10 protein-coding genes are annotated in these 17,115 nt (G+C 75.8%); all 10 read left to right on the forward strand.

Features of this window, described 5'->3' with window-relative positions:
• The first annotated feature begins 6 nt into the window (after positions 1-6).
• The 10 genes from ACIRST_RS14520 to ACIRST_RS14565 all read left to right on the forward strand — a co-directional run bounded on the left by ACIRST_RS14520 (position 7) and on the right by ACIRST_RS14565 (position 16,868).
• A complete protein-coding gene (locus ACIRST_RS14520) occupies positions 7-711 on the forward strand; it encodes a phage baseplate assembly protein V (protein WP_402802541.1) in 705 nt (234 codons plus the stop codon).
• 82 nt (positions 712-793) lie between these two features.
• The gene (locus ACIRST_RS14525; protein WP_402802542.1) at positions 794-1,159 is read left to right on the forward strand and encodes a GPW/gp25 family protein; all 366 of its coding nucleotides are present in this window, start codon (positions 794-796) and stop codon (positions 1,157-1,159) included.
• A complete protein-coding gene (locus tag ACIRST_RS14530; protein WP_402802543.1) occupies positions 1,156-3,720 on the forward strand; it encodes a putative baseplate assembly protein in 2,565 nt (854 codons plus the stop codon). Before ACIRST_RS14525 ends, ACIRST_RS14530 begins: the two co-directional genes overlap by 4 nt.
• Positions 3,717-6,401 carry a hypothetical protein gene (locus ACIRST_RS14535; protein ID WP_402802544.1) on the forward strand — a complete coding sequence of 895 codons (2,685 nt, stop codon included), beginning with the start codon at positions 3,717-3,719 and terminating at the stop codon, positions 6,399-6,401. The genes ACIRST_RS14530 and ACIRST_RS14535 overlap by 4 nt, the downstream gene beginning before the upstream one ends.
• A gap of 109 nt (positions 6,402-6,510) precedes the next feature.
• A complete protein-coding gene (locus tag ACIRST_RS14540; protein ID WP_402802546.1) occupies positions 6,511-8,763 on the forward strand; it encodes a hypothetical protein in 2,253 nt (750 codons plus the stop codon).
• Between the two features lie 154 nt (positions 8,764-8,917).
• Positions 8,918-12,388: a DUF6519 domain-containing protein gene (locus ACIRST_RS14545; RefSeq protein WP_402802547.1), complete on the forward strand. Its 3,471-nt coding sequence runs from the start codon at positions 8,918-8,920 to the stop codon at positions 12,386-12,388.
• Positions 12,389-12,439: 51 nt separating this feature from the next.
• Positions 12,440-12,799 carry a hypothetical protein gene (locus ACIRST_RS14550; RefSeq protein WP_402802548.1) on the forward strand — a complete coding sequence of 120 codons (360 nt, stop codon included), beginning with the start codon at positions 12,440-12,442 and terminating at the stop codon, positions 12,797-12,799.
• A gap of 147 nt (positions 12,800-12,946) precedes the next feature.
• On the forward strand, positions 12,947-13,702 hold the full coding sequence (locus ACIRST_RS14555; RefSeq protein ID WP_402802549.1) for a BTAD domain-containing putative transcriptional regulator: 756 nt from the start codon (positions 12,947-12,949) through the stop codon (positions 13,700-13,702).
• Between the two features lie 94 nt (positions 13,703-13,796).
• Positions 13,797-14,384, forward strand: a complete 588-nt coding sequence (locus ACIRST_RS14560) for a DinB family protein (protein WP_402802550.1) — start codon at positions 13,797-13,799, stop codon at positions 14,382-14,384.
• A gap of 162 nt (positions 14,385-14,546) precedes the next feature.
• Positions 14,547-16,868, forward strand: a complete 2,322-nt coding sequence (locus ACIRST_RS14565) for a protein kinase (protein ID WP_402802551.1) — start codon at positions 14,547-14,549, stop codon at positions 16,866-16,868.
• Positions 16,869-17,115: the final 247 nt, after the last annotated feature.

The following is a 17,115-nucleotide window of genomic DNA, read 5'->3' on the forward strand; positions in this document are numbered from 1 at the left end:
ACGAACGTGCTGGACCACGCACTGCTGACGATCGGGGCGAGCACCGACCGCTACTTCGGCAAGTACCGGGGGGAGGTCACGAGCGTCGACGACCCGCTGAAGTCGGGGCGGCTCAAGGCCAAGGTGCCCGAGGTGCTCGGCGACGTCGAGACCGGCTGGGCCCTGCCGTGCACCCCGTACGCGGGGCAGCGCTCGGGCCTGTATACCGTGCCGCCGGTCGGCTCCGCGCTGTGGGTCGAGTTCGAGGCGGGCGACCCGTCCCGCCCGATCTGGACCGGCTGCTGGTGGGGGCCGCTGGAGGCGCCCGGCGCGCCGACCTCGCCGCTGCCCAGCCCGGGCCGGCGCGAACTGACCAGCGAGACCGGCCTGACCGTGGCCCTGGACGACGACGGCCACACCCTGACGGTCAGCGACATGACCGGGCAGAACCTGCTGGAGATCAAGGCGGACTCCGGCCAGGTGACGCTGCAGGCGCTCACCCAGGTCACCCTGGAGGCGCCGCTGGTCAACCACGGCCGGCAGGCCTCCGAGCCGGCCGTCCTCGGCACCCAGCTGCTGAGCTACCTGACCCAGCTGGCCACCCTCTTCAACACCCACATCCACCCGGGCATGGTCGCGGGGCCGGCACTGCCCGTCGTACCGACCCCTCCGGTCGCCCAGGCGCCCCCGCCCACGCCCGCCCTGCTCAGCGTCAAGAACCTGGTGGAGTAGCGCAGATGACCCCAATCCGGCCCGGAGTCCGCCCGGGCGCAGGACCGGCGCGACCACGCCCCGGCACCACCGCGGAGCCGTCGTGACCGGGCCGCTCTCCTTCCCGCTGCGCGTCGACGGCACCGGGCGCACCGCGAGCGCCGACCCGGACCGCCACGTCCGCGAGCTGATCGAACTGGTGCTGCTGACCGAGCCGGGCGAGCGGGTGATGCGGCCCGACTTCGGCTGCGGGCTGCGCGCGCTCGTCTTCGCGCCGCTCGGGGACGTCCTGGCGGCGGCCACCCAGGCGCTGGTCAAGGCCCAGCTGCACACCTGGGTGGACGACGTCGTCGCCGTGGACCGGGTGGACACCGTGGCCGGCGAGGACGGCTCCCTGGTGGTCACCGTCGCCTACCGCCGCCGCGTCGACCGCGGGGCCGGAGTCGTCCAGGTGGTGGTGCCGGCATGAGCGAGGCGATCCTGCCGCCCGACCCGCTCTCCCGGCGCCGGGCCGAACTCCTCGACGAGGAGGAGCGCGGCAACGGCATCGACTACGTCGAGGTGGACGCCGCCGACCACAGCCGGCTCACCGTCGGCCTGCTGCGCGACCTGCCTCCAGGCGCGGACCCGTGGAAGCTGGTCAGCCGCCCCGACCAGGTGCTGGTCAAGGGCGGCGAGCGGGTCCGCGGCATCCGGGTGCGGGCGGTCGCCGTCGCCGACGCGCGGACCCTGCTGGTGCGGACCGACAGGCCCGGCGACTTCAGCCGGTACGAGCTGGAGCTGACCGTCCCGGACCTCGACCCGGTACTGCGCCGGATCGGATTCTCCTTCATGGCCGCCTGCCCCTCCGACCTGGACTGCCGCACCCCCGGCTCGGGCCCGGCCGACCCGGGCGGGCCCGAGCCGCTGCTCGACGGCGCGGCCAAGGACTTCGCGGGCTTCCGCCGGATGCTGCTGGACCTCGCGGCGCAGCGCCACCCCTCGCTCTCGGACCGGCACCCGGCCGACCCCGCCGTCACCCTGCTGGAACTGCTGGCCTTCCACGCGGACCAGTTGTCCTACGCCCAGGACGCGGCCCTCCTGGAGGGCTACCTCGGGCTCGCCCGCCGCCGGGTGTCGGTACGACGGCACGTCCGGCTGGTCGACTACGCGCTGCACCAGGGCCGCAACGCCGCCACCGCGGTGCACCTGGCCGTCGACGCGCCGGTCACCGTGCCGCGCGGCACCCCGCTGCTGACCGCGGTCCCGAACCCCCTGCCCGGCGAGCGCGGCGCCCCGAGGCCCGGGATCCGCGCCGACCTGGTCGACCGCACGGCCCTGGCCACGCCCCCGCTCGACGGTTCGGTGGTGTTCGAGACCGCCCACGAGCTGACGGCCGATCCGCTCGGCAACCTGCTGCACCTGCACCACTGGGGCGAGGACGCCTACTGGCTCCCGGCCGGCGCCACCACCGCCTGGCTCTGGGCCGAGAACCCGGCGCAGCCCGGCACCGCCGCCGAGCCGGTGCTGAAGGCCGGCGACCTGCTCGTCCTGGAGCAGGTCCGCTCGCCGCGGACGGGGCTGGCGGCCGACGCCGACCCGACCGCCCGCTGGGTCGTGCGGCTGACCGACGTCCAACCCGGCACCGACCCGGCCTATCTGCCGGCCGTCGCCCTGGACGCCGACGGCCAGGTGCAGCTGACCGAGCGCACCCACGACGCCGACCCGCAACTGCCGCTGCTCGCGGTCCGGTGGGCCGCCGCCGAGGCGCCCGACCGGCCGGTCTGCGTCCGCGCCGTGCAGACCGACGGCGACGTGCTGGAGGACGTCTCGCTCGCCCGGGGCAACACCGTGCTCGCCGACCACGGCGCCACCGTCGACGGCGTCGACATCACCCCGGACGGCTGGGACCCGACGGCCGCCGGGCCGCTCGGCGGACCGCTCGACCCCCGACTGCGGCTGCCGGACGCCCCGCTGACCCATCAGGCCGGCGCGCCGGGCACCGAGCGGACCGACCTGTCCGGCGGCCCGCAGACCGCCGTCCCGGCCCTGACCGTCACCGCCCGGCCGCGCTCGGGCCCGGCCGAGGTGTACTCGCCGGTGCCGGACCTCTTCGACAGCGGGCCGAACGACCTGCACCTGGTGGTCGAGGTGGACGACACCGGGCACGGACTCATCCGGTTCGGCCGGCCCCCGCTGGGGCGGCCGCCGCTGCAGGCCGAGACCTTCGAGGCCCGCTACCGGATCGGCAACGGCACGGCCGGCAACATCGGCGCCGAGGCGCTGGCGCACATCGTCCTGCCCGCGGCCGACGCCGACCACGTGCAGACCGTCCGCAACCCCGTGCCGGCCAGCGGCGGCACCGAGCCGGAGAGCATCGAGCACGCCCGGCGCCTCGCCCCCGACGCCTTCCGGGCCCGCCAGGAGCGCGCCGTCACAGAAAAGGACGCCGTCGACGCCGTCCTGCGGCTGCCCGCCGTACGCGCGGCGGTGGCCGCGCTGCGCTGGACCGGCAGCTGGTACACCTGGCTGGTCTCCGTCCTGCCCGTCGACCCCGCCGCGCTGGTGGACACCGGCGGCAGCCACCAGGAGCTCTCCGACGGCCTGCGGGCCCAGGTGGTCGCCGCCCTGGACGCCGTCCGGCTCGCCGGGCAGGACGTGGACGTCCGGCCGCCGCAGTTCGTCGCGGTCGAACTCGCGCTGCACGTGTGCGCAGCCCCGGGGCGCAGCCGGGCCGTGGTGCGCCGCGCCGTACGGGACGCCCTGCTCGCCGGCCGGCTGCCCGACGGGCGACCGGGCCTGCTCGCCGGGCCGTCGCTCGGCTTCGGCCGTCCGCTGCTCCTCGGCGAGGTGTACGCGGCGGCGGCCGCCGTCCCCGGGGTGGACTCGGTCAAGGCCCTGACGCTGCGCCGCTACGACGCGCCCGACAACGGGGAACTCGCCGCCGGGCGCCTGGACGTGGCGCCCTGGCAGGTGCTCCGGCTGGACGACGACCCGAGCCTGCCGGAGCACGGCGTGCTGCGCCTGGAGATCGACGGAGGTACCCCTTGAGTGCTCCCGGCACCTGCCCCGGCGGCCGGCCCGCCACCCCGCTGCCGGTCGACAACCCTCCGGGCCTGCCGGCGCTGCGCGCCCGGATCGGCGGCTTCGCCTCGTTCCGGCGGACCATGCTGGAGCGGATCGCCGCGCAGCCGGGGCTCGCCGGGCTCACCACGCGGGACCAGGACGACCACGCGATCACGCTGCTGGAGCAGTGGGCCGCGCTCGGCGACGTCCTGACGTTCCATCAGGAGCGGTACGTCAACGAGCACTTCCTCGGCACCGCGGTGCTCGACGAGAGTGTGCACCGCCTGGTCGAACTGATCGGCTACCGGCCTCGGCCGGGCGTCTCCGCCACCACGACGCTCGCGTTCACGCTCGCCGCCGGCGCCGCGCTCACCGTGCCGGCCGGCTTCCCGGTGCAGAGCGTGCCCGGCCCCGGCGAGCAGCCGCAGACCTTCGAGACGCTGGAGGGGTGCGCGGCCGACTGGCGGCTCAACGCCCTGCCCGCGTACGGACGGCCGACGACCGTCGATCCGCTCACCCGGCCCGGCGGCGCGCTGGTCCACCCCGCCGACGCCCCGCGCTGGGCCGCTCTGCTGCGGCCGGGCGACCCGATGCTGGTCGTGGTCGAGGGATCGGGCGCGGCCGACGTCGGGAGCGCCTCCGACGCGGCCGGCCCCGGCTCGGTCGTCCGCACCACCGTCGCCGCCCTGGACGCCGGGCCGGACGGGCTGCGGCTGCGGCTCGCCGCCCAGGCTCCCGCAGCGGGCGCGGCCGCGTACCGGCCCGCCCGGCCGCTGCTGGTCAACGGGCACGACGCCCCCGACACCACGCCGCCGACGCCGTCCGAGGACAGCGCGGGCAAGGTCACCTGGGACCTCGGGAAACCGGTCGACCTGACGATCGCGGCCGGCGCGCCGCTGCCGCTGGACCGCAAGCACGAGTCACTGGCCGTCGGGACGCCGCTGCTGGTCGTCGACCCCGGGGCGTTCATCCGGGTGGTCCGGGTGAAGGAGACCGCGCCCGGCACCGAGAAGCTCCTGGGCAGCGCCGGGCCGACCGGCCAGGTCGCCCTGGTCACCGTCGAGCCCGATCTGCCGGACATCGCGGACCGGCGCGCGCTCCAGGTCGTCGAGCTCGACGGGGAGGCGGTCCGGTGGCTCGGCCAGGACTACCCGGACCGGCTCGGGAACGAACTCTGGATCCCCGGCCTGGCCGTGGCCGCCCCGCACCCGCCGACCACAACCGGGGCCGCCGACGCCGTACAGGTGCTCGGCCCGCCCGGCACCGACCGGGCCGCGGCGCCCGTCGTGGCACCCGCCGACCTGCCCCGGGGCCGGCGGCTGGTGCTCGCGGCCCCGGGCGGACGGGCCGTCACCACCACCGTCCGGGACGCCGTCCGGCTGGAACCGGCCGGGGCGAACCCGCCCGCCGGGGGCGTCCGGGCCGGCGACGCCTGCTACCTGGTGGTGCCGCTCGCCGCACAGCCGGAGGACACCGCGCCGCTGGACGCCGCCGCCACCACACTGCTCGGCAACGCCGCGTCCGCGAGCCACGGCGCCACCGTCCCCCACGAGGTGCTCGGCTCCGGTGACGCCTCGTCCGCCTTCCAGCGCTTCACGCTCGCCCACGGCCCGCTGACCCGGGTGCCCGCGGCCACGCCCGAGGGCAGCGTCGCAGCACTGACCGTCCGGGTCGGCGGGCTCGCCTCCCGGGAGGTGCCGCAGCTGCTCGGCGCCGGGCCGGACGACGACGTGTACGAGCTGCGCACCGAGGCCGACGGCTCGACCGTCGTGCAGTACGGCGACGGGACGACCGGCGCCCGCCCGCGCAGCGGCACCGCCAACGTCGTCGCCGGCTACCGGTACGGCGCCGGGCTGGCCGGCCGGGTCGGCGCCGGCACCCTCACCCAGCCGCTGCACCGCCTGCCCGGGCTCGAAGCCGTCGCCAACCCGGCCGCCGCGCAGGGCGGGGCCGACCGGGAGGACGGCAGCGCCCTGCGCGAACGGGCCCCCGGGACGGTCCGGGTGCTCGGCCGGGCCGTCAGCGCGGCGGACTGCGCGGACCTGCTGGTCGCCACCGGCCAGGTGGCCAAGGCCCGGGCCGCCACCGTGTGGGACGGCCGCGGCCTGCTGATCGCGGTGACGGCTGCCGGGCCCGCCGGCGGCACCTTCGACGCCGCCGGGCGCCGGCTGCTGGCCCGAACCGTCGCCTCGGCGAGCCCGCCCTACCGCCGGGTGGTGGTGGAGGACTTCGCCCCGGTACCGCTCGTGGTCGCCGCCGCCGTCACCCCGGACCCTGCGGCCGAGGCCGACACCGTCCTGGCCGGGGTGCGCGCCGCCCTGGCCGAGCGGCTCGGCTTCGACCGCACCGAACTCGCCCGCGCGGTGCACCTGTCCGACCTCTACCTCGCCGCCTCCGCGGTGCCGGGAGCGGCGGCGGTCACCGTCACGCGCTTCGGCTTCGCCCGCCCGCCCGGACTCCCGGACGCCGCCTGGGCGGCGTTCCTGGCCGACCACGGGGCCGACCCGGCCGACGGCCCGCTGCCCGAGCGGCTGCGCCTGCTGGACGTCCGGGCCGACGCGGGCGGCGGGGTGCTGCCGGCCGAACTGCCGGTACTCGCCCCCGGGGAGCTCACCGTCACCCTGGCGGCGGCGCCGCCCGCCCCGGCCACCGGCGGCCTGGCATGACGCCCCCGCACCGCCCGCCCCGACCGCACCGCCCGCCTCCTCGGCCCGCCCGCCGCCCCGCGGACGGGAGTCCGACAACCAGCCCCGACACCCCCCGGAGGTGGCCCGCATGACCGCCGCAGACCAGCTCTACGCCCAGCTCCCGGCCGTGATCAGGGCCAGGGACGCCGAGGCGGGCGAGCCGCTGCGGGCCCTGCTCACCGTCATCGGCGAACAGGCCGACGCCATCGCCGCCGACATCGCGCGCGGCTACGAGGACCACTTCATCGAGACCTGCCAGGACCAGTACGTCCCGTACCTGGCCCGGCTGGTCGGCACCGTCCCGCTGTACGACGCCTCGACCGCGCAGGACGACGCCACCGCCCTCGTCGAGTTCGACGACCTGCGCGGCCCGCGCCTGCTCCCGTCCGCCGGGGCGAGCGCGCGCGCCGACGTGGCCCGGACCATCGCCGTACGGCGGCGCAAGGGGACCGTCTCGGCACTCGCCGACGTCGCCCAGCACGCCTGCGGCTTCCCGGTGCGGCTGGTCGAGGGCCTCGCCCGGACGGCCTGGACGCAGCACCTGCGGCACACCCGCCCCGACCTGACCACCGCCCGGCTGCCCACCCGGCTGGACAGCGCGCTGGCCGGCACGCCCTTCGACCGCACCACCCGGCTGGTCGACGTGCGCCGCCCGGACGGCCCCGTCGGCTGGTACCACCCGGCACACCTGACCGTCACCGTCCACCGCGAGCGCGCCGCCGCCCACCAGCGGGTGCCGGCCCGCCAGGCCGACCAACCGTGGCGCTACCGGCTGGACCCGCTCGGGCTCGACCGCCCGCTCTTCACCCGGGGAAGCCGCACCGCCGACCTGCCGCCCGGCCTCGAAGCCGCGGCCGTCCCGGCACCGCTGCGGCCCGCACTGTTCGAGGCCGACCTGCTCGCCCACCCCGACACCTCGGCGGCGGGAGGCCCCCTGCCCTCGCCCACCACGCTGTACGGCCCGGTCGGCGACCAGGCCGACGCCCCCGCGGCGAGCCTCGGCATCTGGTTCGACGACCGCCTCGCCGCCCCCACCGCCGACCCGGCCGACCCCGGGCAGCTCCACGCCACCGTGGTCAGCCGCCGGCTCGACCCCTGGCCGGCGGCCCGACCGGACGGCGCGGTGCTCGCCGTCGACGTGCGCAACGGGCGGGTGGCGGTGGGCTCCGGGCTCCCGCTGCCCGCCCTGCTGCGCGGGTCCTTCTTCCACGGCGCGGCCGGAGTGGTCGGCGGCGGGGACTACGACCGCTCCGGCTGGCTCGCCGCCGGCGAGCCCGACCAAGTGCTCACCGTCGCCGCGCACGGGGCCGACCACACCACGCTGACCGCCGCGCTGACCGCCTGGTCCACCGGCCCCGCCCGGCACACCGTCATCCGGATCCTGGACAGCGAGGACTACGCGCTGCCCGCCGGAGTCACCGTCACCGGACGCAGCCTGCTCGTCGAGGCGGCCGACCTGCAGCGGCCGGTGCTGCGCCCCGCCCCCGCCGACGGCACCCTCGCCGTCCGGGGCGACGGCACGCTGACGCTGTCCGGGGTGGCCCTGGACGGCCGGATCGCCACCGGGCCCGCGCTCGCCCGGCTGCGGCTGCTGCACTGCACGCTGCTGCCCGGCGGCCCGCGCGACCAGACCGGCGCCCCGGTCGCGGACGGGCCGAGCATCACGGTGGGCGGCCCCTCCCCCACGCTCCGGATCCAGCTCGCCTTCTGCCTGCTCGGGCCCGTCCGCCTGGACACCCCGGCGGACGAGGTGCTGCTGCTGGACTCGGTGGTCGCCGGACCGGCCACCGGACCGACCGCGTCCGCCGAGGCCGTCACCGGCACGGGCGCGTCCGGAACCGGGCTACGGGCCGAGCGGACCACCTTCCTCGGCGCCGTCGCCGCCCGGACGGTCGACGCGAGCGAGTGCCTGTTCACGGCCCGCCTGACGGCCGCCCGCACCCAGCAGGGCTGCCTGCGGTACAGCTACCTGCCGCCGGACGACCCGGCCCACCCGGCCCAGGCCGGCCGCACGCCCCGCCGCTTCGCCTGCCAGCCCGACCTCGCCGTCGCCCGGGTGCTGGCCGCCCACCCCCACGCCACCGGCGCCGACCGCGACGCCCTGGTGGACGCCGAACAACGCCGGGTGCGCCCGGTGGTGGTCTCCCGCACCTACGGCGACCCGGGCTTCGCGGAGCTGGACCCGCGCTGCCCGGCGGAGATCGCCACCGGCGCGGAGGACGGCAGCGAGATGGGCGCCTACTGCCACGTCAAGGAGCCCCAGCGGCTGGACAACCTGCGACGGCGGCTGGACGAGTACCTGCCGGCGGGCGTCACCGCCGGCATCACCGTCATCGTCTGACCGCCACCGTCCGAGGGCCCCCGAGGGCCCCCGACGGCTCCCGAGGGCCCCGAGGCCACCCGGGAACCCGGGAGCCCGGAGGAGCCCGCCCCGCGCCCGCCGCGCCCCGCGCGCACACCGGGCAACCCATGCAGCGATCTCGAAGGAGCCGTACATGCCGGGCGACTACACCCGCCTCAGCTTCGACCCAGCCGAGGACTACAGCCGGCCCCGGGCCGAGCAGGGCCGGATGCTGCGGGACGCCTACCTCAACGAGCTCGCGGACGGCCTGGACCACCGCCTCCGGGCGCTCGCCCTGGACGTCCTCGGCCCGTGCACCGCGCCGCTCGACCTCGACACCGGCGGCACCCCCGGGTCGACCGGGTTCCGGATCGAGGCCACGGCCGACGGCACGTCCTTCACCATCGGCCTCGGCCGCCTCTACCTGCACGGACTGGCGCTCGACAACCACGGCCAGGTCGGCCCGCAGGCCCCGCAACCACCGCACGTCGAACCGGGGTTGCAGGACCTGCGGGCCGCGGCGCCCGTCCGGTACACCGAGCAGCCGTACCTGCCGCAGGCCCCGGACCTGACGCCCGGCCGCCACGTGGTGTACGTCGAGGCCTGGGAGCGCGAGGTCACCGCGGTCGAACGGCCCGACCTGATCGATCCCGCCATCGGGGTGGAGACCGACGCCCGGATGCAGACCGTCTGGCAGGTGAAGGTGCTGCCGGAACCCGCCGACGGCGTCGACTGCGGCACGCCGGACGCCGACGTCCCGGGCTGGGCGGCGGCCACCGCCCCCTCCGCCGGCCGCCTCTCCACCCGGGGCGTGGCCGTCCCCGCTTCCACCGACCCGTGCAGCGTGCCGCCCGACGCCGACTACCTGGGCTGGGAGAACCGGCTCTACCGGGTGGAGGTGCACGGCGGCGGCACGCTCGCCCAGGCCGGCTTCAAGTGGTCCCGCGACAACGCGAGCGTGGCCGCCGCCGTGCTCGGCGTGGACGACACCCGGACGGTGCTGACCGTCTCCCGCACCGGGCGCGACGACGTCCAGCGGATCCGGGAGGGCGCCTGGGTGGAGGTCCTGGACGAGACCCGGGAACTGTCCGGCACCCCGGGCTTCCTCGCCCGGGTGGTCACCGTCGACCGGGTCGACGACCCCACGCAACAGGTGACGCTCTCGGCCGCCCTGCCGGCGGACCTCGACCCGACCGACGCCTCGCTACGGACCAGGCTGCGGCAGTGGGACCAGGGCGGCGCACTGGTCGGCGCCGACGGAACCGTCCCGGTCTCCGCCGCCACCGACGGTCTCGTCCTGGAGGACGGCGTCCAGATCACCTTCGCCGACGACCCGTCCGGCGGCACGCTGCGCACCGGCGACCACTGGACCTTCACCGCCCGCTCGGCCGACGGCAGGGTCGAGGAGCTGAAGCAGGCACCCCCGCAGGGCCACCGCCGCTTCTACGGCCGCCTCGCCGTGATCGACCTCCCGAACGAGGTGGCGGACTGCCGGGGCACGTGGCCGCCGACCTGCTCGGAGTGCGGGGACTGCACGGTCTGTGTCACCCCCGAGTCGCACGCCGACGGCACCCTGACCGTGCAGGAGGCCGTCGACCGGATCCGCCGGACCGGCGGCCGGGTCTGCCTGGCGGTGGGCGAGTACGAGCTCGACGAGCCGGTGGTCCTGGACGCGGCCCAGACGGTGACCCTCTCCGGGCACGGCTGGCGGACGGTGCTCCGGCATCAGGGGGCCGGCCCGGCGCTGGTGCTGCGTGGATGCCGCGGAGTGACGGTCAGTGACCTGACGGTCCTGTGCGACCCGGCCATTCCCCAGGAGCCGGACGGCGGGGACGGAGCGGAAGGCGGGGGCGGAACGGAAGGCGGGGGCGGGGGCCGGTTCTCCACGAGCGGCATCGCGGTGACGCGCTCGTCCGGTGTCGACCTGCTCCGGTGCGCCGTCGCCCGGACCTCCCTGCTGCGCAACGGCGGGCCGCGGATCCTGCGCGCCCTGATCAGCGGCGGGGGCGTGGTCGGCGACCGGGACCCGCTGGGGGGCGACGCCACCGTGACGGCGATCACGCTGTCCGGAACGGTCGTCGGGCTCACCGTGCGCGACTGCGCGCTGCTCGCCGACCTCGCCATCGCGCCGCCCTTCCAGCAGAACACGCTCGCCGCCGGCGGTCGGAGGCAGTTCGACGGAGGCCGGTTCCTCCTGCTGGCCGGCTTCGAGCTCGCCGACTCGCTGGTCTACGGCGTGGAGGGCGGCCTGCTGCTGGACGAGCGCGTCCAGCTCGCGCTCGGCGCCACCCTGCACGACTGCCTGATCGTCGGTGACGACGGCGCCGCCGTGACCTGGCAGGCCACACCCATGAACGCCTCCCTGACCATCCGGGACTGCCGGATCGACGGCGGCGGCGCCGGGATCGAACTCGCCTCCCCCGACAGCGAGATCCGCCACTGCCGGATCAGCGCGCGCCCCGTCGGCGATTTCGCTCCGGGCGGGGGCCGCGACGCGGAACAGCCCCCGCCCCGGCTGGACGGCACCGGGATCGCCCTCACCGCCCCCGTCCTGGCCGGCGTCCTGTCCGCGGTGACGGTCACCGGCTGCACCCTGGCCACGGCAGCGCACGCCATCGCCCTGCAACTCGCGCAGCAGGACGTTGTGATCGCCGACAACCGGCTGGACGGCGGCACCGGCGGCGTCATCATGCGGCCGGGGTCGAGCGGCACGCGCGTGGTCGTCCGCGGCAACGAGGTGACCCGGACCGAGCGGCCCGACTCCCGGTTCGACCCGGGCGAGCCGATGGTCGGCGTCTGGCTGACCGGCGTGACCGACGGCGAGGTGCGCGGCAACCGGATCCACGACCTCTACCCCGTGCCGGCCATCGACCCGGAACGGCTGGGGGTCGTCGCCGTCGCCCTCCAGGAGTGCCGCTCGGTCACCGTCGCGGACAACACCCTCGACGTGCCGCTCCCGGCCGGGAGCACGGCCCGCCTGGTCGCCGGGGTGGTCGGCCTGACCAGCTCCGGCCGGATCGACGTGCTGGACAACGTCATCACCAGCGGCGGAAGGCCCGACCAGGCCGGCCGCAGCGCCCCCGTCCTGCCCGCCATGCTGCTCTCCCTCGGCCGGACCCACATCGACACCGCCCTCTTCGCGGCACCGGCTGCCCGGGAACCGTTCGACCCGGACGTCGACGCGGCGACGGTGTTCGCCCGCATGGGCAGCACCGGCTGGTACGCCGAGCAGGGGGAGGAACTGGCCTGGGTGACCGCCGCCCGGGTGTTCGCCGCGGACGCCTCCGTCCTGCCCGCCGCGACCGTCCGGGGCAACCGGATCGAGGCGGACGGGGACTCCGCCGTCATCCAGAGCGTCCTGGAGGGGCCGCTGCTGGTCAACGACAACCTCGTCCGCCGGACCGACCAAAACAAGGGTGACGCGAACCCGCTGGCCCTGCTGAACGCCTCCGCGAGCAGCATGGTCGTCTCCGCGAACCACCTGGAGACGAAGGCCATCACCGCTGTTCGGCTGGACATCCCGATCAACCGCGTGGCCGTCACCGGCAACGTCGCCAAGGGCGCGTTCCTGATCAACGGCGATGTTCTGCCGGCGCCCTGGGCCGCGATCAACGTCGTGCTGTAGCGACGTGTTCGCGGTTCCCCTCCCCCCACCCTCCCACCATGGAAGGACGCCATGGACGCCATGGACCACATCGGCACCACCACCGCCCTCCAGCAGCTGTTCCGGCAGGAGAACGACAGGATCGACGAGATCCTGGCGCGACGCGTCGCGGAGCTGGAGGCGCAGCTGAGACTCGCCCAGGAGATCACCGCCGGCGCCACGCGTGGCCCGCGGAAGGCGATCGCCGGCCAGGCCCTGAACGCCGCCAAGGCAGCGCTGCGTGACGTCGAGAAGCTTGCCGGGGACCGACGGGAGGCCCTCACCCTGGCGGCCGAGGAACTGGCGGAGCTGCTGTTCCCGCAGGGCAGCGGCGGGCCCCCGCCCACACCGTCGGGGCCCGGCGGAGCGGGCGGGCCGTCCGGGCCGGCCTAGCCGTTCGCATTCGGATGACCCGGGCGTCCACCGGAGAACGGCGCACAACCCCGTACGGGTCACCGCTCGTCGACGCGCGGCAGCGAACGTTGACAGCACGTCGGCCGACCGACAAGGTCGGCAGCGTCCGTCCGTGGGGAGCAACAGATGACGCCTGACCACTCCGGGGCGCACCACCTCCGGCCGCCCGGAGCCGACCTGCGACTGCTCGGTTGCTGGCAGCTCGTGCTGGGCGGTCGGACCGTCGAGATGCCGCCCACCGCCCGCCGGATCCTCACGGTGCTGGCCCTGCGGGGACCGACCGCCAGGGCGGCGGTCTCCTGCATGCTCTGGCCCGAGGCCGACGAGGCCGCGGCGGCCGGGCGGCTGCGCACCGCGCTGTGGCGGCTCTCCGCCGGTCAGCAGCTCGTCGAGACGCGCAGCGAGGTGCTGGCGCTCGCCGCAGCCGTCCGGGTCGACGTCCAACGGATGCTCACCGCCGCACTGGCACTGCGCGACGGCGTGGAGGCCGTCGAGCCGCCGGTGGCACTGTTCACCCAGGACCTGCTGCCGAACTGGTACGAGGACTGGCTGGTGGTGGAACGGGAGCGGGTCCGGCAGGTCCGGCTGCACGCCCTGGAGACCCTCTCCGCCCGGATGAGCCGTCAGAAGCGCCACGTGGAGGCGGTCGACGCCGCCCTGGTCGCCGTCCTGGCCGAGCCGCTGCGGGAGAGCTCGCACCGGGCGGTGATCCGGGCGCACCTGGCCGAGGGCAACGTGGGAGAGGCCGTACGGCAGTACGAGACGTGCCGGACCGCCCTGCGTGAGCAGCTGGGTGTCGAGCCCAGCGCCGAACTCGCCGGGCTGCTGCCGCTGCGCAACCGCGTCCTGCCCGCCCGGCGGCGACCGGCGCCGACGCACTGAGCGGCCCTGCCGTGGGCCTGCGCAGGAGCCCGCATGCGCACTGCCACGTACGGGATCTTGAGACCACGAGCAGCCCGTGGCAGGCTCATGCCGCATGATCGATGAGTTCGCGAAGGACAACCTGCACGGGAGACTGCGGCGGGACCGCACGGCGCTGCTCTGGAAAATCGACGGCCTGTCCGAATACGACGCCCGCCGGCCTTTGACAGCGACCGGGACCAACCTCCTCGGCCTGGTGAAACACGTGGCCACCGTCGAGGCCAGGTACTTCGGCGAGGTCTTCGGCCGCCCTTCCCCGGAACCGCTGCCCCGGTGGCAGGACCACGCCGCGGGCAGCGATCTGTGGGCGACCGAGGACGAGACCCGCGATCAGATCATCGGGTTCTACCGGCGCACATGGGAACACTCGGACGCGACGATCAACGAGCTTCCCCTCGACGCCCCCGGCCACGTGCCGTGGTGGTCGGAGCCATATCCGAACACCAACCTGTTCGCCGTCATGGTCCATGTCCTCAGCGAGTCCGTCCGGCACGCCGGGCACGCCGACATCCTGCGCGAGGGCCTCGACGGCCGGACCGGGTTGCGCGCCGAACACGAGAAGCAGATCGACGCTGAAGCCCGGGCCGCCTACTGCGCGAAGATCGAGCAGGCCGCCAGGTCGGCCGCACCGGTCGAGGCATGACGCGCCACCGGCACCCAGCGGCGAGGAAGTTCGGCCTCGACGGGGTCGAACAGCGGATGGACCTGCGGTTTCCGAGGGCCGCCGTCGGTTCGTGAACGGGTGCCCCACTAGGCTGGGCCGGTCGGCCGGGTGGCCGCTCATGCCTGGGGGAGGGGTCGGAACGTGACCTTGCTGGAGAACGATCCGCGAGAGATCGGCGGGTACCTCCTGGAGGGCAGGCTCGGCGCGGGCGGGATGGGTGTGGTGTACCGCGCCCGGTCGGTGTCCGGGCGCCAGGTGGCGGTGAAGGTGATCCGGCCCGAGCTGGCCGCGGACGCCGAGTTCCGGGCCCGGTTCCGGCAGGAGGTCACGGCCGCGCGCAAGGTCAGCGGGGCGTTCACCGCGCCCGTGCTCGACGCGGACGCCGACGCGCCGGCGCCCTGGCTGGCGACGCTCTTCATCGCCGGTCCCTCGCTGGGAGAACGGGTCGCCGGCCAGGGCCCGTTGACCCCGCCCGAGGTGCGCAGGCTGGCCGCCGGGCTCGCCGAGGCGCTGCGGGAGATCCACCGCGTCGGGCTGGTCCACCGCGACCTCAAGCCCGGCAACGTGCTGCTCGCCGAGGACGGCCCGCGCGTCATCGACTTCGGCATCGCCAAGGCGGCCGGCGAGACCCAGCTGACCAGCACCGGAGTGGCCGTCGGCACCCCGCCGTTCATGGCGCCCGAGCAGTACCGCAGCGGTACGGCGACGGCGGCCACCGACGTGTTCGCGCTGGGCTCGGTGCTCGCCTTCGCGGCCACCGGGCGCGGGCCGTTCGGCGCGGACTCCTCGCATGCGGTGGGGTTCCGGGTGGTGTACGAGGAGCCGGACCTGACCGGGCTCGCGGCGGAGCTGCGTCCGCTGGTCGTTGCCTGCCTGACGAAGGACCCGGAGCAACGTCCCACGGTGGAGCGGCTGTTGGGGCTTGCCGCGCAGGTTGAGCGGGAACGGACGGTTCAGTTTCGGACCGGGCTGGTGACGCCGACGGCCGTGGGTCCGGTGACGCCGACGCCGACGGCCGCGGGTCCGATGACGCCGACACCGACGGCCGCCGGTCCGGTGACGCCGACGCCGACGGTCCTGGCGGCTCCGCCCGCGGCGGTGACTCCGCCGGCTCCGGTGACCGCGCCGCCCGCCACGCCGCCGACCGCTCCGCCGACCGCTCTGCCCGCCGGGGCCGCAGCGCCGACGGGCCCGGTCCCACCGGCCGTCCCCTCGTACATGGCGGCCCCCTCCTACCTGGCGGCCCCCTCCACCCGCCCGTCCCTCGCCGACGCAGCCCCGCGCCCGCGGAGGCGCAAGGGTGTGCTGATCGGCTCGGCGGTGTCCGCGGTGGTCGTTGCCACGGCGGGCACCCTGGGCTTCCTCGCCTGGCAGAACCGCGTCCCGGACGAGCCCGGGTCCCACGGCTCGAAGCCCGGCCCGTCGTCCTCGGTGACGGCGACGGGTCCGATCGCCGCCTCCGCCTGCGGCCCCGACGGCAAGCAGGCGGTCGGCGCGGACGGGCTGCAGGTCGCCCTCGTCAAGCAGTGGCAGGCGGACTACGCCAAGGAGTGCCCGGGTGCCGCGATCACCTTCAACGGCCCCGCGAGCGGCACCGTGATGGACCAGTACGCGACCTTCAAGTCCGACGGCGTCGCCCTGGACTCCCCGATGACGGCCGATCAGCGGGCCGTCGTCGGCCGCCACTGCCCCACCGGCTACGCCTCCCAGATCCCGGTCACCGTGCTGCCGATCGCCGTGGTCTACAACGCGCCCGGGTTGAAGGGGCTGGAGTTCGACGCCCCGACGCTCGCCAAGATCTTCACCGGCAAGATCACCAAGTGGAACGACCCGGCGATCAAGGCCCTCAACTCGATCTGGAACCTGCCGGACTCGCCGATCGACGTGCGGATCCCGAGCAACGAGTCGGCGGCCACCGCCATCTTCACCCAGTACCTCGCCAAGGCTGCGCCCGCCGACTTCCCGTACCAGCCCGGCCGGGCGTGGCCCGACAAGTCGCGCCCCGCGTCCGGCACGAACGCGTCCGACCTGCCCGCCTACGTCGCCGGGGGCCAGTGGTCAATGTCCTTCGTGCCGCTCCCGGACGCCGGCGCCCTCCAGAAGGCCAAGGTGAAGTCCGGCGGCTCCCAGGCGGTGGAACTCACCCCCCGCTCCGCCGGCTTGATGGCCGCCGGGGGCTCGGTGCAGGGCACGGGCACCAACGTGACGGTCACGATCGACTACACGAAGCCCGGCTCGGGCAGCTACCCCATCGTCGACGTCGGCTACATCGGCTTCTGCGACCACGGCGGGGCCGACCGCGCCTTCGCCGGCACCGCCGTCCTGACGAACTTCCTGGCCCACGGACTGAGCACGACGGGCCAGGCCGCCGGCGAGAACCTCATGTACGGCCCGCTGCCGGAGGCCATGGCCAAGCGCGTGCTGGACTCCCTGGCCCCCCTGCGGGTGAAGCCCGGTAACTGATCGAGGAGCAGCCCTGCACGGATCGAGCGTCACCGGGCAGGGCGAGACGCTGGTTCCGGCGACGTGTGAGGACTTTCAGAACAGGACCCGCACCGTCGCCTACGTCCTCACCACCCGAGGCAGCACCGGACCCGCCGGGCGGCTCGCCGCCTCGGCCGCATCACCCCCTGACACACGTTGCACGGCGGGCGGGGGCGCGACCGATCGACCTCCGTGTGGTAGACCAGTGCGCAGGTGCGGGATCACT

This window comes from Kitasatospora sp. NPDC101447 (genome assembly GCF_044767225.1).
GTDB lineage: Bacteria > Actinomycetota > Actinomycetes > Streptomycetales > Streptomycetaceae > Kitasatospora.